Consider the following 21,094-nt stretch of genomic DNA (forward strand, 5'->3'; position numbering starts at 1 on the left):
CATAAATCTGAATAGTTAAAATCGGAGGACAGAACTAATACTTCTGTCCTCTTTGTGTTTTAACACGATTCATAATAACGCACTGAATAAATTAATGAGAGGCTGGTATTTATTAAAACAACATATTCCTTAAAAACTTTTTTCAGAATCTTTTTCATCAGTTTCATTTCAATGCTCATCATTCTTATCCCCAACACGATAACAAATCATGGCTTTTTTCTGTATGCAGGCGACTATGCGTTTCAGGAGATCCCATTTTATTATCATGCATCTGATTACGTTAAAAATAATACAATAGGATGGGACTGGCAGACTGATCTTGGATCTGATTTTCTGACCTCATACGGTTTTTACCTGATTGGCAGCGTTTTTTTCTGGATCGTTTCAAGATTATCCGGAATGACAGTGGTTTATGCGATGCCTGTAATGCTTGCCTTTAAAACAGCAGTTGGCGCGCTGGGTGCTTATTTATATATTTCCCGTTACGTGAAAAAAGAAGAAGCTGTTTTTATCGGGGCGTATATGTATGCGTTTTCCGGATTTCAAATGACAAGTCTTGTGTTTAACCATTTTCATGATGTTACTGCTCTGTTTCCTTTTCTGCTTTTATCTTTTGACCTTCTTGTTACAGAGAATAAAAAAGTGTTCTTTGCGATTATGGTTGCAGTCACAGCAGCTACTAATTATTTTTTCTTTTTTGGAATAGCTGTTTTTGTAATTATTTATTATGTGGTCAGATGTACCGTGAAAGATTTCATCTTTTCCATAAAAAATTTTTTCAACATAGTTCTGGAGGCAATTATAGGTGTTTCATGTGCGGCAATAATACTTGTTCCTACAGTTTTATTACTTCATTCATCAGAAAGAGTAGGTGAAACATTATACGGTGTTGATCTTGTTTCATATAATGACAATACTATAATTCCGAAAATACTTCAGAGCTTATTCCTTATTCCTGATCCTTCTTCAGGAGGAATGCTTTTTAAATCTCAGGACAATACACATAACTGGGCTTCAATTTCGTTATATCTGCCACTGTTTACGATAACAGGTGTTGCCGCTTTTCTGAAAACAAACAAAAAAAGCTGGGTTTCCTGCATTTTAAAAGTGTGCATTATAATTGCTTTAGTACCTGGACTTAACAGCATCTTTTCAATGTTTAATTCTTCTTACTATGCCAGATGGTATTACATGCCTGTCCTTATAATGTGTCTTGCGACTGCTAAATCACTGGAGTCTGGCTATGATTTAAGCATTGGTATAAAAACAGAAGCTGCAGCCCTGGTCATACTTGCCGTTATTTTTTGTCTGCCTAATAAAGTGATCAAACAATCAGAACGTCTTAGTGTTGCTTTAGGAAAAAAAGAAAACATAGAAACGGAGATAAAGTGGTTTAAGTTTTCTGATACACCTGTATTGTTCTGGCAGTGCATGGCTTTTTCAGTGATTTTTCTGCTTGTAATTTTTGTTTATGAACATGAACGAAAAAAACCTGGGACTTTAAAGAAAATATCGGCAGTGCTGGTTGCTTTAAACATTATAAATTTCATAATTTTCATAAACAGTACCATATCGGAAACAAGGTTTGACTCAGAAGAAGTTCACGATTCTTTCATTGCATACGAACCGCAGATAAATGATGATGATATTTACAGAATAGCGCATGCTTCCTCTAACAGCAATGTTAATTATGGTATGGTCTGGGATTATATGAATGCAGGTTGTTTTAACAGTGTTGAGGCAAATGAAATAAATGACTTTTATTATAATGTTAAAGGAATTAAGCGAAATATGATGAGCAGCTATGAGAGTGAAGACTATCCAGCGTACAGTTTGCTTTCTGTTAAGTATATTTTTAATCTGAGTACTGGTGATGATCTGAATGTTGAGATAAAACCGGTAAAGCTTCCAGGCTGTTCGCTTTATGATAAACAGCAGTGCTATTATATTTATAAGAACGATTGTTACATTCCTTTCGGTTTCATGTATGATTACTGCATTGATGACAAAACGCTTGAAGGATATCTGGATGAAAACATTACTGAAAATAAATATCAGTACAAACAATTCGCTATGCTTCGTGCTCTTGTTCTTGATAATGAAGATATTGATGAATACAGAGATTATATTAAGCCTTTGCCGGCTTCAATGCTTGAGGATCTTGACGAAGAAACTTATTATTCGGACTGTGAAGACAGAAGATCAGAGTCCTGTTCCTCGTTTGAGTACGATTCAAAGGGCTATCATGCTCAAATAAACACTGACAGAAAAGGACTGGTGTTCTTTAGTGTTCCGTGCTCAGAAGGCTGGAACGCAAAAGTAAACGGGGCTGACGTAAAAGTAATAAAGGCTCATTACGGACTTACTGCCGTAACGGTTGAACCTGGAGAAAACGATATAGAGTTTTTCTATGAAACTCCCGGACTTGCAGAAGGGAAAAAGATTTCTTTTGTGTCGCTGTCAGTGCTCGTAATCTATTCCTTAGCAGTTGTTATTCAATACAGGAGAAGAGAAACTGTCAGAAAAGCTGCAGAAGTGTGATGAATGATGCGTTTGCCTGAAGTTGCACTATTTACTGAAATATGATATAATATAACAGACCGGAAGATTGTAATAAGACATTCTTCCGGTCGGTACTTTTTTTTGAAATTAAGTATAAGCAGGAGAAACAGCTGATGAGTGAGAAAAAGATTGAACAAAATAAAACAGTATATTTTATAATTCTATTTGTAATAATTTTTCTCCAGCTGGGAAGAATTATTTACGGATTTGTGTATCTTAAGGAAGATTTCCATTCCGACGAAATGTGGAGCTTCGGCCTTTCTAATAGTTATTACGAACCGTTTGTTTATCAGAATGCGGATCATACAGATAAAATTAATTACAAGAGCTGGTTTTCATCTGAAGTAATGCGCGACTATCTGACAGTTGATACTGAACATCGCTTTTCCTACGGTTCGGTCTATTACAATCAGGTGCATGATTATCATCCTCCTTTTTATTATTTTATACTGCACACCATCTGTTCTTTCTTCCCTGGAAAGTTTTCACCATGGTTTAGTTTTGTAATAAATATTTTTGCATTTATTTGTACAGACTTCTTTCTGTATAAGCTTATTAATGAAATATCTCGATCAGAAATAACAGCATTGATTGGATGTGCATTTTACGGTTTTTCAATGGGTGCGTTTAATACATTTGAATTTGTCCGTATCTACTCGCTGGCTACAATGATATCTGTTTTGTATTTATATTATCATGCAAAACTATACCATTCAGACAAAATAAAGAAAAATATGATTATAATATTCTTTATTACCTTGACTGGTTGTCTGACTCATCACTTTTTTGTTCCTTTCGCTGGTTGTGTATCAGTATGTTTCTGTATTTATTATCTTATCAGGAAAAGATATAAGAGTTTTTTTGCATACTCATTTACCATGGTAGGTTCTGTAGCAGCTTCAGTAATATTATTCCCGGCTACAATTGCTCATTTTTTTTCTGATCAGACACAGGATGCTAAGTATCCGTTCATTTGGCAGTTTAAATTAACTCTGAACTGTATGCTTAAAGAATTGTTTGGAGTTTCTGTTTCAGTTATGAAAATGCATTCCTATACTGCTGATCTGATAGTAGCAGCATGTATATGTGTGTTGATTATACCATTACTTTTTCTTTTTAGGAAAGAAGTATGGTTTCGTAATTTTATTTCTTTTTTGAAAAAGTATTTTTTAAAAGCTGTTGCTAAGATTAAAAATACGGATCTTATGATCATATCTATACTGGTTTCTGTATTTGGAATGATACTTCTGACAGCACTAACTGTCTCATACATTTTTATGGAAAAACAAACTGATCGTTATATTTTCATTGTTTTTCCTGGTGCGATTGCAGCTTTTACAGTTATAATCAATTCCATTTTTAAATGTATAAAAAAACAGGCCGTTGCTAATTTTATACTTGCCGTACTCTGTACTGTTTTTTGTGTCATGTCAAACCTGTATGGTCCTGATAATTATATTTTTACCAAGGAGGATGGTGCGGTTTCGGTACAGAAAACAATAAAAGATTCAGATTGTGTTTTCATCAGCGATGATTTTTGGCTTCTGACATGTTTTACAAGATTATCAATGGAGTCAGATTATCTGTATGCAATTACAGGTGAAAATTTGAAAAATGACATAGCCGATATTTCTGATCCTCCGTCTGATGACAGTGATCTCTATTATTTTGTTGATGAAAATTCACTTTATGTTGAATATGATACAGAATCAATGAAGTGGCCGGTACGCGGAATGGGAAAAGATCAGTCTGAAAAGCTGACCAAAACTCAGCTTGAAAGTGAACTTTATGAAAAATACTCAATGTGCGAGTATATTGGATTTGACAATGTTTTCAGAAGAAAATTCCTTATTTATAAAGTGAAATGATAAAGGAAAAGGCTGTGAATTAGTGGTTAATAACAAAGATTATATATTTAATAAATAGCATTAGATGCTAAAACTTTATTAGTCAAGGAGTCAGAAATGAATGTGATGAATGAAAATAAAAAAAAATCAAACTTTCTAACCAAAATCGATAAAGCAGGTTTGACAAAAAATACTTTGATCAGTCTGGCTGTCACATTGATTTTCTGCGTGATTACACCGATAGATGTGATCCTTATTAATCAGAATAATTTTAGCGTGAGTTATTCAGAAATGATTTCATGTATTGTGCTGCCTGCAATTTTAGTGCTTTTTGTTTGCTTCATGCTTATGAATGTACTATATACTATAAATCGAAAAATTTATGAAATATTTAAGATGTTGATTCTTTGTGTTACTGTTTCTTTTTATTGTCAGGAATTGTTTATGAATGGGAAAATGGTCAGAAGTGATCTTGGGACGACAATAGGAAATATAACATACGTAGAGGAATCGTTGAATGTATTGATACATTTTATAATGATTTTTTTCCCAACCGTTTTGCTTTCGTATTATCTTTTTGCTCAAAGCTCAAAAAACGAAACGGATGTTTTTGCTCATATTGATCATAAGTTTATAAAAAACAAATTACCTGTTATTATTATGGGTTGTATTTTAATAATGAAATCAGTTGGTTTGGTTTCTGATTTTGTAAACTTTAATCCGGAAAAATATGATAGTAAAGGAAACTCAAATGGAAGATTTTTTTCTTACGAACCAACAGTTTCTTTTTCAAAGGAAAATAATATTTATGTTTTTATAATGGACAGGTTTGACAGCTTCTGGTGTGATGAGTTCTTGGAGACATATCCGGAAGTAAAAGATGAGCTTGAAGGATTTACGTTTTATCAGAACAATATTTCTGCTTACACAAATACATTTCCGTCTATCACGAACATGTTTACACATATTGATTATGACGGCTCAGAATGGTATGAATATTTTGATAAAGCGTGGAGTGGCGAAAATGTATTTTCTGTTTTAAACAATAATGAATACAAGGTCAATCTAATTCTTGATGAAAGCGCTACATATGGTTCTTCTTCACGTTTGTCACCATTTTGCGATAATACCATGGTTCCTGAAGATCTTGAAAGAGAGATCGATGAAAAGAAATTAAGGGAGATCATTTTTAAACTGTCTTTTTTACGAATGGTTCCTTATACTTTCAAATACAGACTGGATAATGCGCTGAGTGATATAATGAACCAGACTTATATTGTGTACAGATCAGAAGATCTTGATAAAATCCATATGGGGAAAGTTGGACTTAAATCTGATGAGAAGATATATGATTATACAGAAAAAGCTTCATTTAACGCTTATTCCGAAAATAAAGTCGTTACCGCTATTCATTTAAACGGTGCTCATGATACTAATAAAGCATTGAATCAAAAAATTGTTTTTTCAAATAATGGTGATAATATATATAAGACAATAAGAGCCAATTTTGAAACAGTATTAAGATATATAAGAGCCTCAAAAGATCTTGGAGTATATGATAATACGACGTTTATAATTCTTGGAGACCATGCCAGAGCACCAGAATCATATTATGACAACAATAACCAAAATAAATTAAAAAAACCGCTTGTTACAGCACTTTTAGTAAAACCTCCGCACACTAGTCAGTTTGAATTTAAAACAGATGATAAAAGCCAGTTGTCTAATACAATGTTGTTTGCAAGTATACTTGAATATGCAGGAATTGATCATAGTAAATATGGCGACTCGTTTAACGATATTATAAAATCAAAAAAAGATGTGCCACGCAAATTCCATACCTATCTTTGGCATGGAGTAGGAAAGGTAGATTCACTTCATGAATATGTAGTAAATGGTGATGCACGTGATTTTTCAAATTGGGAATTAGCAGATACTAATTGATAAATAATTGGAGGATAAAATAATGATTGAAATAAGTTTTGGTATAACAAGAATGTGTTCTGACACAGTTGCATACATCGACCCTGCAACGACAAGCTATTTTATTCAGATAATCACAGGTGTTGTAATCGCTGTCGGTACATTTGCCGGAATCTTCTGGAGCAAACTCAGAAGAAAGTTCAAGAAGAATAAAAATGACGAACCGACACCGGTTAGTAAGAATAATAAAGGAAAAGGCGGGGTTATCACCGCAGACGATCTTATGTCTGACGATGATGACAAGTAAATGATATGTCTCGAATAATTGATTTTCTTATCGGCCTGCTCGGACATATAATGAGTTTTTGCTATGGGCTTACCGGTAATTATGGATTAAGTATAATACTTTTTACGCTTATTACCAAGCTTTTTCTTTTTCCAATCGGTCTTCTTACTCAGAAAAACGCTATAAGAATGGCACAGCTTCAGCCTGAACTTGATCAGCTGAGGATGAAGTATGTTGACGATAAGGATAAATTTGCAGATGCACAGCTTGAACTATACAAGAAATATAAGTACAATCCTTTCCTTGATGTTCTTCCGCTTTGTCTTCAGATACCGCTTGTACTCGGGCTGATTGGTGTTGTTTACCGTCCTCTGAATTTTATTCTTCATCTTGATGAGCAGGTTATAAGCACTCTGAAAGAGCGGCTTTTTGCATTGACTGGCGAAACTGATGCAGGTAATCTGTATCAGATGAAGATAATTGAAGCAGTTCGTACAGGGGCTGTATCTCCTGAAGGTATATCTGAGGAAGCTGTAAACAGAATAATGAACTTCAGCATGTTTTTTGCTGGTATCGATCTTGGACGAGTACCTTATCAGCATATTTTGGATCCTGTAATGATAGTGGCGGTTTTTGCAGGAATTAGTGCTGCTCTTTTATGTTTTGCTCAGAACAAGATCAATGTGCTGCAAATGGCACAAGGTAAAACGAATAAGATTCTCACAACATTGTTTATGGTTTCTTTTTCTTTATACTTTGCAATGATCGTACCGGGCAGTATTGGACTATACTGGATTGCCGGGAATCTTTTTGCTATACCTGTAATGTTACTGACCAATACAGTTCTCCCTCCCAAAAAAATATGTGGATTACGAGCGCTTACTTGAACTTAAAGCTCTTCGTCAGAAGAAAGATCAGGAATACAGAAAATACAGCAAACGCGAAAAAGAAGATTACAGGCGCTTTTTCGCAAACGGAAAAAAAACAGCTTATGGTCTATTCTGAACAGAATGGCTTTTACAAATACTTTTCCGGAATAATAGACTATATCTGTGAACATTCTGATATAGTTATTCATTATGTAACAAGCGATCCTGATGATCTGATATTTAAGGATGAACGTGAGCAGATAAAAGCGTACTATGTAGCAAGTGACCGTTATCTGATACCGTTGTTTATGAAACTTGATGCCGATATGTGTCTGATGACTATGCCTGATCTTGAGAAGTATCATATCAAACGTTCAAGAGTTCGTGACGATGTGGAATATGTCTTTGTATGTCATGGAATAGGGAGCATCACTACTTATCGCCGTGGAGCACTTGACTGGTTTGATACGGTGCTTTGTCCTAATGCTGATCAGGAAAAAGAAATACGTGCTTACGAAAAACTGTACGGAACTCCGGAGAAACTTCTGGTTGAAACAGGATATCCGTTGATTGATCAAATGATCAGGGAATATCAGAATACAGAACATGAAAAACATGATGTTCCTCAGATAATCATTGCTCCTTCTTGGCAGAAGGACAATATAATTGATATGTGCCTTGAAGAACTTCTGGACGGACTTTTAAAATCTGGTTTTCAGATTATAGTGCGTCCTCATCCGCAGCAGGTAAGACACGAACCAGAACGTTTTGAAATGCTGAAAACAAGGTATAATGATTATGGTAATGTTGAAATCGAAACTGATTTTTCCAAAAACAGAAATGTTTTTGAATCGGATATTCTGATAACAGACTGGTCAGGTATTGCGTTTGAGTATGCCTTTGTAACCAGAAAGCCGGTTGTTTATATTGATACACCGATGAAGGTTATGAACAATGATTATGAGCAGATAGGTATTGAACCGCTTAATAAAACTATCAGAACATCTATTGGTGAAGTTATTCCTGTTGAACAGGTATCTGAAGCCAGGCAGATAATTGAAAAAATGATTGATTCAAAAGATTATTATGAAGAAAAGATAACGCAAGAACTTGAGAAACACTTGTACAATGTCGGTCGAAGCAGTGAAATTAGTGGAAGGTATATTATCAAGGCACTGAAAAAAAGAATATAGTAAAATGCGAATAAAACATGTTTTATTCATACTATTATCGTGATAATTATGACTTTGTGTCTGCATGTTAAAAGAATAAAAGGCTAAGGAAACGCTGATTTATTCATAAATCAGCGTGGGGCACGGGGCGAAGCCCCGCAATCTCTCCACCCGGAAATACGGCTAAGCCGTATTTCCGTTTTAATCAGTGTTTCCTTAAATATTCTGTTTATTCTTGTGTATAAATAAAATTAAAAGGAAAGTATCTCATTTTAACTAGGTTGTTATGAGTATACGCGGTGTTTTTTATGCAAGCAATTATATTAGCAGCAGGAATGGGAAAAAGACTTAAAGAATTAACGCAGAATAACACGAAGTGTATGGTTAAAGTTAATGGTGTTACTCTAATTGATCGTATGCTTCATCAGATTGAGGAACAGAAAGTTTCTCGTATTATTATTGTCGTTGGGTATGAAGGTCAGAAACTGATTGATTACATTAGTACACTCGGCATTAAAACGCCTATTGAGTATATAAACAATCCAATCTATGACAAGACTAATAACATTTATTCTCTTGCTCTTGCAAAAGACTGGCTTTGTAAGGAAGATACTTTGCTTTTTGAATCAGATCTTATCTTTGAGGACAGTGTACTTGAGGCACTTGTTTCTGATCCAAGAGATACACTTGCTTTAGTTGATAAATATGAAAGCTGGATGGACGGAACATGTGTCAAGCTTTCTGATGATGACAGTATTGAGGCATTTGTTCCGGGAAAGAAGTTTAAGTTTAATGAAATAAAAGAATATTATAAAACTGTAAACCTTTATAAATTCAGTAAACATTTTTCAGAAACTCATTATGTACCGTTTCTTGATGCATATCAAGCTGCATTAGGTGAAAATGAGTATTATGAACAGGTTTTTACGAGTTATTACAATGCTTGATACTCCAGTAATAAAAGCTAAGCGTCTTAACGGACAAAAATGGTACGAAATTGATGACATACAGGATCTTGATATTGCAGAATCAATTTTTACGCCTGATGACGATGAACGTGTAAAATTAATGCAGGGACGTTATGGCGGATACTGGCGTTATCCTAAACTTCTTGATTTTTGTTATCTTGTAAATCCATATTTTCCACCTGCAAAGCTGAAGGACGAACTTCGAGCAAGCTTTGATACGTTATTAACAGAATACCCTTCAGGAATGAGAGTAAATTCCCTTCTTGCTGCCAAGAACTTTAGTGTTCGTCAGGAAAACATACTTGTCGGTAATGGCGCTGCTGAACTGATTAAGTCCTTAATGGGATTTCTTAGCGGTAAAGTTGGTTTTATCAGACCTACATTTGATGAATATCCAAATAGATACAGCAAGGAAAACTCTATTGATTTTACACCTGCTAATTCAGATTATTCATATACAGCTGATGATTTGATTGCTTATTTTGGCGATAAAGATATCAGGAATCTGATTGTGGTTAATCCAGATAATCCAAGTGGTAACTATATTCCGAAAGCAGATTTGCTCAAATTAATTGCATGGTCAAAAAATAAAGGAATATCCCTTGTTATTGATGAATCATTTGTTGATTTCGCTGATGAACCTGATAATACGCTTATTGATCAGGTTATACTATCAAATAATCCTCATCTTTTTGTTATGAAGTCTATTTCAAAATCATATGGTGTTCCAGGTCTTCGTTTAGGTGTTTTAGCATCTGGTAATACTGATGTCATTTCATCAATGAAAAAGGACGTAGCTATATGGAATATTAATTCCTTTGGTGAATTCTATATGCAAATAGAAGAAAAGTATAGGAATGATTATGCATCAGCACTTGTACAGATACGTAATGAGAGAAGCAGATTTGAAAACCTTCTCGCAACAGTTAAGGGTGTAAGAGTTATTCACTCTCAGGCGAATTTTGTGATGGTTGAACTTGACGAAACTATCTCTCCGAAGGCTTTACTGAAGACTCTGTTAATCAAGCATGAAGTTCTTATCAAGGAATTAACGACTAAGACAAACGGACGTAACTATCTTCGTCTTGCTGTAAGAAATTCTGAAGACAATGATCGACTGATAAATGCTATGAAGGAAGAACTTGGAGAAATATAAAAATGAGGATAACTATAGTTGGTGGTGGAAATATAGGCACACAGTTTGCAGTACATTGTGCTGAAAAATGTCATGATGTAATTGTATATACATCTGCACCCGATTTATATGATGGTTGTTTGAACATAGTTGATGAGAATGGAATTACTACTCATCAAGGTATAATTCATCAGGCAACAAATGATCCGAAAATAGCTTTTTCTAATGCCGAAGTAATTATTATTACTTTTCCTGCAATGATGATGAACGATATAGCAAATTTAATATTTGAATTTGCGGATAAAAATTCAATCATTGGAGTTGTTCCGGGAAATGGAGGAAGCGAGTGTGCATTTAAAAAATGCATAGAAAGAGGAAATGTTTTCTTTGGCATCGAAAGAGTACCTGCTATTGCAAGACTTATTTCAAAGGGCAAAACTGTTAAATCTACTGGATATAGAAATGAACTTCATGTTGCATCTATTCCAAAGAGTGAAGTGGATAAATGCTGTAAGTTAGTACAAGATATATTTGAAATCCCATGTTTACCGATTCCGAATTATCTCAATCTTACGTTAACACCTTCTAATCCTATACTTCATACAACAAGGCTTCGCACAATTTTTAAAGATTATTACAAAGGAAAGGTTTATTCTTCACTTCCGTTGTTTTATGAGGAATGGGACGATGAGTCTTCTAAATTGTTATTTGCGTGTGATAATGAAGTTCAGATGCTTTGTCAAGTATTTCCTGAATTTCAATTAGAATATGTTAAGTCTTTGCGTGAGCACTATGAAAGTCCTACAATCGAATCAATGACAAAGAAAATTTCAAGTATCCAGGCTTTTAAGGGATTAAAGACACCCGCTGTTTCTGTAGAAGGTGGATTTGTTCCGGATTTTCATTCGAGATATTTTACAGCTGATTTTTCATATGGACTTACAATAATAAAACAAATTGCAGATTTGTCAGAAGTTGAAACCCCATGTATTGATTCTGTCCTTACCTGGTATAAAAAAATTGCTGTTGAGAAAAATGAGTTCCGCTTCTTAGATTATGGAATCTCATCTTTAAGTGATATAAAGCAGTTTTATTTAAATAAGGGGTGAGCTGTTGAAAAAAATGGTGATTGTTTATTCAGCCTAATAAGTTTAATAACTTACTGATTATTTTTACAATTAATATTTAATTTTCGTGATATGTTTCTTATGACGGAAAAGTTGATAGTTAGTTGTGAAGATTTGCAGAATTTTATCTGATTTATTGACATCATGATGATATAGGTGTAATATATATTTATACATTTTTTTGATAAAATAAAGGGGGATTTTTCAATGAAACTAACAAAAAAGATTATGTCCGGAGTTACAGCGCTGCTGCTTGTTTGCGGTATGGCAGGTGTAACAGGTACTGACTTTATCGGTATTAATGACAGCAGTGTAATAGTCAGCGCTGCTGATCTGGAGTCTGGCGATTTCACTTATAAACTTGATAAGGAAGGAAAAAATGTTACTATCACCGGTTACAAAAACACTGGAGTAACTTCTCTTGAGATTCCTGGTGTGATCGATGAAAAGCCGGTCGTTGAAATCGGTTCAGGTGCTTTTTCAAAGTGTACAGCACTCAGCGATGTAAAGATTCCGGCATCCGTTGTTTCTATAGGTAACACAGCATTCAGTAATACGGCAGTGGGCAGTGTTACTCTTCCGGCAGGGGTTAAACTCGGTACAGGTATTTTTTCAAACTGTAAGTATCTTCTTGAGGCTGTTATTGAAGACGGTGTAACTGAGATTCCGGCTTCAACTTTCAGCAAGTGTACAATGCTTTCATCAGTTTCTATGCCGTCAAGTGTTGAAACAATAGGTAAAAGCGCTTTTCAGGGCTGTTCTAATCTTAAGAAGACTGGTATCGGTTCAGGGGTAAAGACGATCGATGCATCTGCTTATGCTGACTGTTCATCACTTGAATCATTCACAGCTCCTGCAGGGCTTGAAACACTCGGCGATTCTGCATTCAAGAATGGTGTTCAGCTTGCTGAAATAAAACTCAATGATAAACTTAAAAAAATCGGAGTCAGTGCTTTTGAAGGCTGTACTACTGTAACTGAAATAACAATTCCTGCTTCAGTTGAAGAAGTGGGCAAGGGCGCTTTCAAGGGCTGTTCTTCACTTGATAAGCTTCTTGTCAACAGCACGGTGCTTACAATACCTGAATCGCTCTGCGAAAACGATTCAAGCCTTTTATGCTTTGTCGTACCAAAGGAAATCACCAAGATCGACAAGAATGCATTCAAAGGCTGTAAGAACCTTCTTTACGTGCAGGTAGACAAGGACACTGCTCTTGCTGATATAGCTGAAGGCGCTTTCCAGAACTGTACTGCATTACGCGGACTCGGTACAGAAAATGCTGACGGTATCGTTCAGAAAATCAAGGAAGACAAGCTTGATATCATAGTTGGTATCGAATCTCCTGCATCTCTGAATTCAATTGGGAAGAATGCATTCAGCGGATGCTCAAATCTTACTTATGTGAACCTCAATAAGGTATCCGTACTTGGTACAGGCTGCTTCAGCAACTGTATCAGTATGACGAATGTAACGATTCCTGAAAGTATTACCAGTATTCCTGAAAGTGCTTTCTCAGGCTGTTCTGTACTTAAGGACCTTAAGCTTAACTGCAGTAAGCTTGAAACAATAGGAAAGAGCGCCTTTGCTAAATGCGTATCGCTTCCGTCTGTAACCATGCCTGATGCTGTTCAGAGTATTGGTGAAAGTGCTTTTTCAGGCGATGAGGCTCTTGTATCTGTTAAACTTGGTTCCGGACTTAAAAATATTGGTAAATCAGCATTTACCAAGTGTACTTCACTTAAGGAAATTTCGATTCCTGATGCAGTAACAGCAGTTGAGGACGGCGCATTCAGTAGCTGTACTTCACTCGAAAAGGTGAAATTCCCTTCAAATCCGAAGTTTATTGTTATAAATAAGAGCACTTTTGCAGGATGTACGGCTCTTGACAATGTTACAATTCCGGATTCAGTACTTGGTATTGATCAGGCTGCTTTCCAGGGCTGTGCATCACTTTCAAAGATAGAACTTTCTGATAATGTTACAGGTATAGGCGGAAGTGCTTTCGAAGCTTGTACTTCTCTTGCTTCTGTAAAACTCGGTAAAAGAACAGACGGACTTGGAGCCAAAGCTTTTGCTAAGTGTACCAGTCTTACCTCTATCGACATTCCTGACACTGTCAAGATACTTGGCGATGAAAAGGGTAACGGCAGCGTATTTGATGGCTGTACTTCACTTGAAACAGCAAATATCGGCGCCGGAAGTGCAATAACCAAGATGGGTTCATCTACGTTTGCAAACTGTTCATCACTGAAAACTGTAAATATGCCGTCCGGTCTTACCGATATGGGTAAATCAGTTTTCAAGAACTGTACAGTAATAAATGACATTACAATACCGGCCGGAGTACTTGAACTTCCTGCTGAGACATTCTCAGGCTGCTCAGAACTTACAAAGGTAACGCTTCCTGATCTTTACAAGATAGGCGACAGTGCATTCCTGAAGTGTATTTCACTTGAGAATATGCCTGTTCCGGCAACTGTAAATGAAATTGGCAAGAGTGCATTCAACGGCTGTACTGCTCTCAGAACAGTAGATTTCGGTAAGGTGCTTCAGACAATAGGTGACAGTGCTTTCAGCGGCTGTACATCACTTGTTGGTTCAGATCCGAAGGCTGAAGATGAGAAAAACTATCTCTTTATCCCTGAAAGTGTAAATACTATCAATGCGAATGCGTTTAAGGGCTGCTCTGTTCTTTCAAATGTTAAGTTTGCGATTAATCCTGACAATGATTACACAAGCGAGTCAACAAAGAACAAGTATATCAAGAGCATTGGAGGTACAGCTTTTTCAGGTACTAATCTCCCTGGAATCGAACTTCCGGACAGCATAACTCTTATCGGTAAAAATGCATTTGGATATGACAGTAAGGGAAAAGCGGTTGAGGGCTTTACTCTGGTATGCGCCAATAAGGAAAATGCTGCAGTTGTAAAGTATGCAGGAACTCAGTTTGCGGTTTCCGATAAAGCTTCTGATATTCCTGAACCTAACGCAACAGCCAAGCCGACAACAACACCGAAGCCTACATCTTCGCCGAAGACACCGTCAACACCAGCTACGTCGGCTACCGCTACTCCGACAGCAGCACCTGGCAGCATTATTTACGGTGATATAAACGGCAACGGATTGGTTGATATAACTGATCTTTCATCACTTGCGATCAAACTGGTTGACAAGCAGACTTTCACTGCTGATGAAACAAAGAGAGCAGACGTTGACGGAGACGGTAAGGTTACGATTCTGGACCTTGCTACTGTCAGACAGTTCGTATCACACGTAATCGATAAGCTCGGACCTAATAAATAATGTTTTCGGCTGTATTTTTAAGCTGAAAGATTTTAGCAGAGAATTTCAGTTCTCGGTTCTCAATTGAATTTTGGATAATATATCAGGCTGCGGATAACAATATTGTCTGCAGCCTGAATTTATGCTGATGCTATAAAAGAACTGTTTTTAAGGAAGAAGTTTTTTGCGGTTGACAAAGGTGTAATGCAGGGAGGGTAATATGACCGTAATAGTAACAGGAGGAGCCGGTTTCATCGGCTCAAATTTCGTATTCCATATGCTGAATACATATCCGGATTACAGGATCATCTGTCTGGACAAACTCACATATGCAGGCAATCTCTCCACGCTTGAACCGGTGATGAATAACCCGGATTTCCGTTTCGTAAAACTTGACATCTGTGACCGGGAAGGAGTGAACAGACTTTTTGAGGAAGAACGTCCTGATATAGTAGTGAACTTCGCTGCAGAATCACACGTTGATCGTTCGATTGAGAATCCGGAGATATTTCTACAGACCAATATCCTCGGTACACAGGTGCTTATGGATGCCTGCAGGAAGTATGGCATCAAACGCTATCACCAGGTAAGCACGGATGAGGTTTACGGTGATCTGCCGCTTGACAGACCGGATCTTTTCTTTACTGAAGAGACGCCTATTCATACAAGCAGTCCGTATTCAAGTTCCAAAGCGGGAGCAGATCTGCTGGTTATGGCGTATAACAGGACTTATGGCTTGCCGGTAACGATATCGCGCTGCTCAAATAACTACGGGCCGTATCATTTCCCGGAAAAACTTATTCCGCTTATGATAGTAAATGCGCTTGCAGACAAGCCTCTGCCTGTATACGGTGAAGGACTTAACGTTCGCGACTGGCTTTATGTTGAAGATCACTGCCGTGCAATCGACCTCATCATCCACAGAGGCAGAAACGGTGAAGTCTATAACGTCGGCGGTCACAATGAAATGAGAAATATTGATATTGTTAAGCTTATATGTAAGGAACTCGGTAAACCTGAAAGCCTCATCACACATGTAGAAGACAGAAAAGGCCACGACATGCGTTATGCAATTGATCCGACAAAGATCCATAATGAACTCGGCTGGCTTCCTGAAACGAAGTTTGAAGACGGAATAAAGAAAACTATCCGATGGTATCTCGATAACAGGGAATGGTGGGAGGCTATTATTTCAGGTGAATACCAGAATTACTATGAAAAGATTTATGGTAGTCGTGCACGGCATTAACATGAACTGTATCAGATGAATGCAGGAATTTTAGCTTTGATATTGTATTGTAAACTTAAACGAGTTGTAATACAAATCATGGTCATAAATAAGAAGCAGAATGAAATTACTTGAATAGAGTTTCACATAATGATATAATTATTATATACTCGCATGTGTTATAGTAAAAGAAAAATATATTTTTCTTTTACTATTAGCCGATATGCAGGGAGCAAACGTAGTTTGCGGATCTGCAAGGCAATATAAATGAATTAATTATAGTGAACGTATAAATCTTTTATGCGTTCACTATAATATAAGCTAATGAAAGGGCTTTCTTATGATTAATAAGATTTCAATTGATAATTTCAGGGGACTTAAACATATTGATATTGATGGAATGAATAGAATTTCTTTGATATCAGGAAAAAATAATGTTGGAAAGAGCTCTGTGCTGGAAGCAGTTTTTCTTTATATGTATCATACATCAAATAACTCATTTACGGCCTTAAACAGACTTAGAGGTTCTTTGAGTGGAGATATTTTTAATATCTGGGAGCCAATGTTTTTTAATATGGATATGGATGCATCACTGAGTATCAGAGTCTGCAAAGATTCCGGTGCATCAGAACTCCAGTATAAAAAAGATATGGATTATTTACCACAGAGCATGAATAGCGTTCCTGAAGAACTGTTGGTTCCTTTTCGCGCTTCGGCAAAAGACAATTATTCATTGTCTTTCACTTTTAAAAACGGAGAGTATTCTGAGAAAGGACATTTCTTTGCAAATGCAGACGGTGTTCTGAGACAGATGAGTACTAATTTGCCAGGAAATGAATTGCAGGGAACGACTTCAACTGGTTTTATAAATTCACTTGTGGTAAGAGCTGAAGACGATGTTATTGACAGCGTCGGGAAACTGGAGTTAGACGGTAACAAAAATGCGATGATAGAAATTATGCGTGAACTTGATCCTATGATCGAAGATGTAGTAACTGTTTCAAGAAAAAACATATCACGTTTGCATGTACGTATAGGACAGAAATGGATTCCTTTGCAGTATGCGGGAGATGGAGTGATGAAACTTCTGCATATATGTTTATCCATTATGGAAAGACCAGACGGATTACTGCTGATAGATGAAATAGAAACAGGTTTTCATTATTCTATGTATGCACCGCTTTGGAGAATTATTGATAAAATCAGTAAAAAGTACAATTGCCAGATTATCGCAACGACGCACAGCTATGAAATGATATCTGCTTTAAATGAGAACAATTATGAATCTGATGACTTTGTTTACTACAGGCTTGGCAGAAGCAGTGAAGGTGTGAATGCTTATAGATATGACAGTTCAATGCTTGATAGTGCACTGAATTCCGAGATGGAGGTGCGCTGATGGCTGTCGTTCATAACAAGATAAGGAAGAATTATATTATTCTGTGCGAAGGAAAGGATACAGAGAATTTTCTGATTCAGTATCTCAATTCAGAGCCGCTTAAAATAGAGAAGCGGTTTAGTGAAGATATTCAGACGTTTGATTTTGGCGGTATAAATCAGTTGACGATGTTTATGAGAACTCTTATGAATATGGAGGGCTTTGATAAAGTTGATCGTCTTCTGGTGATTCGTGATGCAGAAACAAATGTGGAACAGGCTGAAATTATGGTCAGAAATTCTTTTTTCGAGTGTGGTTTATCTGTTCCGGACAGTTGCTGCAGTTGGAATAAAACCAGTAACCTTCATACGGCATATCTGTTATTGCCGTCATGTGATAATAAGCCTGTGCCTGGTGCATTAGAGGATCTGTGCTGGGATATCATATCAGATAAAGATGCGGAACGAATTAAGAATGATATTGAAAAGTTTACTGATAAAATAAAATCTGAGTATGGCAGAATTGTTTCTCATGAGCATAAAAGCAAACTGCATACTTATTTTTCTGTGAATGATGATCTTGTTTCACTGAAAGTTGGTGAAGCAGCACGTTCAGGAGCGTTTGACTGGAATAGTGCAAGACTGGAGTTGTTAAAACAATTGATTCATGAAGGCTTTTTTACTTAATATAAATCAGGCGATTATTATCAATGCATAACAGGTTGTGAACGACATAAGAACTCATCTTTATGTTTTCATGAATAAAAAACAATCAATATCAGGGAGGAAAAAAGACAGGTATTCGAAAAGAGTGAAGTAAAGGTATGGGAATGCCGCAACTGCGGACACATAATCGTTGGCACAAAGGCACCGGAATCTCAGAAAGGAGAGAAATTTAATGGCCAGCAGAACCAGAAAAGATATTGTAGTTGGAATAGATAATTATGATGACCTTATAAATGAAAACGGATATTACGTGGATAAAACCGAGCTGCTTTATGATTTACTGACTGGTTCAAAGAAAAAAGTTTCTCTTTTTACACGTCCGCGTCGTTTTGGAAAAACACTTACCATGAGCATGATGGAAAGCTTTTTTGATATTGGAAAGAACAGTTCTGAAGTTTTCAGGGAAAGAAATATTTTTCTGAATCATCCGGAATTCTGCGCTGAATGGATGAATCAGTACCCGACTTTATTTGTTTCTTTTAAAGATATTGAGGGGCTTACCTTTGAAACAGCACTGAAAAAACTCAAGGCTGTAATAGCTGATCTTTGCAAGGAGCATGAGTATCTTGCAAAGGCGCCGGAAGTCAATGTTGCTGATGCTGAAATATTTCAGAGGTTAATGTTCAAGAACGGTGATATAGAAGAAGTTCAGAATTCACTTAAAACACTCATGCGGATGATGTATGCAGTTTACAGAAAACCGGTTATTCTTCTGATAGATGAGTACGACGTTCCGCTTGCCAAAGCTGCTGCATCCAGAAATAAGGAATTTTACGCACAAATGCTTGACGTGATCCGCGGACTTATGAGTATTTCAGTAAAAACCAATGATTTTCTGAAATTTTCAGTGATCACAGGATGCCTTAGGATCTCAAAAGAAAGTATTTTTACAGGCGTCAATAATTTTGCGTGTTATTCTGTTACAAGTATGAAATACAGTCAGTATTTTGGATTTACTGCATCAGAAGTTCAGAGACTTCTTGAAGCATTTGGAATGTCCGATAAATACGAAGTACTGAAAAAGTGGTATGATGGATATATTTTTGGAAACACTGAGGTTTTCTGTCCGTGGGATGTGGTCAGTTACATTGATTCTGCCATGGAGATCGACGGTGATGAAATACCTGAACCTGAGAATTTCTGGGCTGATACAAGCTCCAATACACTTCTGAACGATTTTATTAATCATTCAGAAATAGATGCCTCAGCAAAGTTTGAGATTCTTCTTAACGGAGGAACTATTACTGAAGAAATAACAAATGAACTGACCTATGACAGTCTTGCTGATTCTGAACGTAATCTCTGGAGCGTTCTATTAATGACGGGATATGTTTCAAGTGCAGAAAAATGCACCAGGAAAGCTGTAAAGCTTCGAATTCCGAATGCAGAAATAGCTGAACTTTTCCGGGATGCAGTCGTAAGAAAATTTGAAAAAACACTTGATGATTCAAAAGTGGACGCTTTTGTAACGGCCATGTGGAATGAGGATACCGTTACTGCTTCTGGAATTCAAACGATCGAAAAAGAAAGAAGATCTTGATTCGGACTGTGATGAGGCCATCGGTCAGATTCTGAAAAATGGTTATGACAGGCTGATCCCTGAGGGCTATGAAAAACAAATCGTTTATGGAGTCGCTTTCTTCGGAAAAACAGCCAGAGTAAAAATTCTGAAAAGATAGTTATTGTACCCTGATAAAAATTGGCGAACGAATAACGGCCGATTTTGCTATTGCCTAACTGCCGTAAAAATGATATACTTAAAGTGACATATAAACCATTTTACATTCATCATATTTTTATCAGGGAGGAAAACCAGATGGAAAAATCAAATCGTTACGCAGGCACACAGACAGAAAAGAACCTTGAAGCTGCATTTGCCGGTGAATCACAGGCACGCAACAAGTACACATACTTTGCATCAAAGGCAAAGAAGGAAGGCTTCGAGCAGATCGCTGCACTGTTTTTAAAGACCGCTGACAACGAAAAGGAACACGCTAAGATGTGGTTCAAGGAGCTTAACGGAATAGGTTCAACTGCAGAAAACCTTGAAGAAGCAGCCAACGGCGAAAATTACGAATGGACAGATATGTACGAAGGTTTCGCCAAAACTGCTGAAGAGGAAGGCTTCCCGGAACTCGCAGCAAAGTTCAGAATGGTCGGCGCTATCGAAAAGCATCACGAAGAACGCTATCGTGCACTTCTTAAGAATGTTGAAATGCAGCAGGTGTTTGAAAAGAGTGAAGTAAAGGTATGGGAATGCCGCAACTGCGGACACATAATCGTTGGCACAAAGGCTCCGGAAGTATGTCCTGTATGTGCTCATCCGCAGAGCTATTTTGAAGTACACGCTGAGAATTACTGATAGAACTTAAAGCGCTGATTTGTTCACTGATAAGCTGAGAAACGCGGCTAAAACCTGTAGTTTCTCAGCTTTAAATCCGGTTTGCCGGATATCTGAACGAATCAGCGCTTTTTAAAATGGTGTAATATATACATCTGAAAACTACAAAACATAATCAGCTTTTTGCACATTTCCAATTGACAGAACTCTGCAAAACCTGTATAATTTAATATATAAGTAAACGTTTTTAT

The 21,094-nt window shown here is 36.7% G+C and carries 15 protein-coding genes; all 15 read left to right on the plus strand.

Annotation, left to right across the window (positions count from 1 at the left end; genetic code table 11):
* Positions 1-156: 156 nt before the first annotated feature.
* The 15 genes from CC97_RS14435 to rbr all read left to right on the plus strand — a co-directional run bounded on the left by CC97_RS14435 (position 157) and on the right by rbr (position 20,864).
* Entirely contained in the window at positions 157-2,541 is a 2,385-nt protein-coding gene (locus CC97_RS14435) for a YfhO family protein (protein WP_278245358.1), read from the plus strand.
* 608 nt (positions 2,542-3,149) lie between these two features.
* Positions 3,150-4,430, plus strand: a complete 1,281-nt coding sequence (locus CC97_RS14440; protein ID WP_156036925.1) for a hypothetical protein — start codon at positions 3,150-3,152, stop codon at positions 4,428-4,430.
* Between the two features lie 96 nt (positions 4,431-4,526).
* Positions 4,527-6,353 carry a sulfatase-like hydrolase/transferase gene (locus CC97_RS14445; RefSeq protein ID WP_044975729.1) on the plus strand — a complete coding sequence of 609 codons (1,827 nt, stop codon included), beginning with the start codon at positions 4,527-4,529 and terminating at the stop codon, positions 6,351-6,353.
* A 22-nt stretch (positions 6,354-6,375) separates the two neighbouring features.
* On the plus strand, positions 6,376-6,639 hold the full coding sequence (locus CC97_RS14450) for a hypothetical protein (protein ID WP_044975731.1): 264 nt from the start codon (positions 6,376-6,378) through the stop codon (positions 6,637-6,639).
* 5 nt (positions 6,640-6,644) lie between these two features.
* Positions 6,645-7,505: a membrane protein insertase YidC gene (yidC, locus tag CC97_RS19055; protein WP_049962935.1), complete on the plus strand. Its 861-nt coding sequence runs from the start codon at positions 6,645-6,647 to the stop codon at positions 7,503-7,505.
* The gene (locus CC97_RS14460; protein ID WP_044975733.1) at positions 7,502-8,680 is read left to right on the plus strand and encodes a CDP-glycerol glycerophosphotransferase family protein; all 1,179 of its coding nucleotides are present in this window, start codon (positions 7,502-7,504) and stop codon (positions 8,678-8,680) included. Before yidC ends, CC97_RS14460 begins: the two co-directional genes overlap by 4 nt.
* Before the next feature lie 287 nt (positions 8,681-8,967).
* The gene (locus CC97_RS21605) at positions 8,968-9,606 is read left to right on the plus strand and encodes a phosphocholine cytidylyltransferase family protein (protein WP_347493704.1); all 639 of its coding nucleotides are present in this window, start codon (positions 8,968-8,970) and stop codon (positions 9,604-9,606) included.
* Complete coding sequence (locus tag CC97_RS14465) at positions 9,599-10,783, plus strand: histidinol-phosphate transaminase (RefSeq protein ID WP_347493706.1); 1,185 nt, start codon at positions 9,599-9,601, stop codon at positions 10,781-10,783. The genes CC97_RS21605 and CC97_RS14465 overlap by 8 nt, the downstream gene beginning before the upstream one ends.
* A gap of 2 nt (positions 10,784-10,785) precedes the next feature.
* Positions 10,786-11,871 (plus strand): NAD/NADP-dependent octopine/nopaline dehydrogenase family protein, encoded by a 1,086-nt coding sequence (locus CC97_RS19735; protein ID WP_081850137.1) that lies wholly within the window; start codon positions 10,786-10,788, stop codon positions 11,869-11,871.
* Between the two features lie 225 nt (positions 11,872-12,096).
* Complete coding sequence (locus tag CC97_RS14475) at positions 12,097-15,192, plus strand: leucine-rich repeat protein (protein WP_044975735.1); 3,096 nt, start codon at positions 12,097-12,099, stop codon at positions 15,190-15,192.
* 199 nt (positions 15,193-15,391) lie between these two features.
* Entirely contained in the window at positions 15,392-16,420 is a 1,029-nt protein-coding gene (rfbB, locus tag CC97_RS14480; RefSeq protein ID WP_044975737.1) for a dTDP-glucose 4,6-dehydratase, read from the plus strand.
* Between the two features lie 319 nt (positions 16,421-16,739).
* A complete protein-coding gene (locus CC97_RS14485; RefSeq protein WP_081850138.1) occupies positions 16,740-17,798 on the plus strand; it encodes an ATP-binding protein in 1,059 nt (352 codons plus the stop codon).
* Positions 17,798-18,463, plus strand: coding sequence for a DUF3226 domain-containing protein (locus CC97_RS14490; RefSeq protein ID WP_044975741.1), 666 nt, complete (start codon positions 17,798-17,800; stop codon positions 18,461-18,463). The genes CC97_RS14485 and CC97_RS14490 overlap by 1 nt, the downstream gene beginning before the upstream one ends.
* A gap of 211 nt (positions 18,464-18,674) precedes the next feature.
* Positions 18,675-20,042, plus strand: coding sequence for an AAA family ATPase (locus CC97_RS14495; protein ID WP_049962936.1), 1,368 nt, complete (start codon positions 18,675-18,677; stop codon positions 20,040-20,042).
* A 276-nt stretch (positions 20,043-20,318) separates the two neighbouring features.
* Positions 20,319-20,864, plus strand: a complete 546-nt coding sequence (rbr, locus tag CC97_RS14500) for a rubrerythrin (RefSeq protein WP_044975742.1) — start codon at positions 20,319-20,321, stop codon at positions 20,862-20,864.
* The last annotated feature ends 230 nt before the right edge of the window (positions 20,865-21,094 follow it).

Source organism: Ruminococcus sp. HUN007, from assembly GCF_000712055.1.
Taxonomy (GTDB): Bacteria; Bacillota; Clostridia; order Oscillospirales; family Ruminococcaceae; genus HUN007.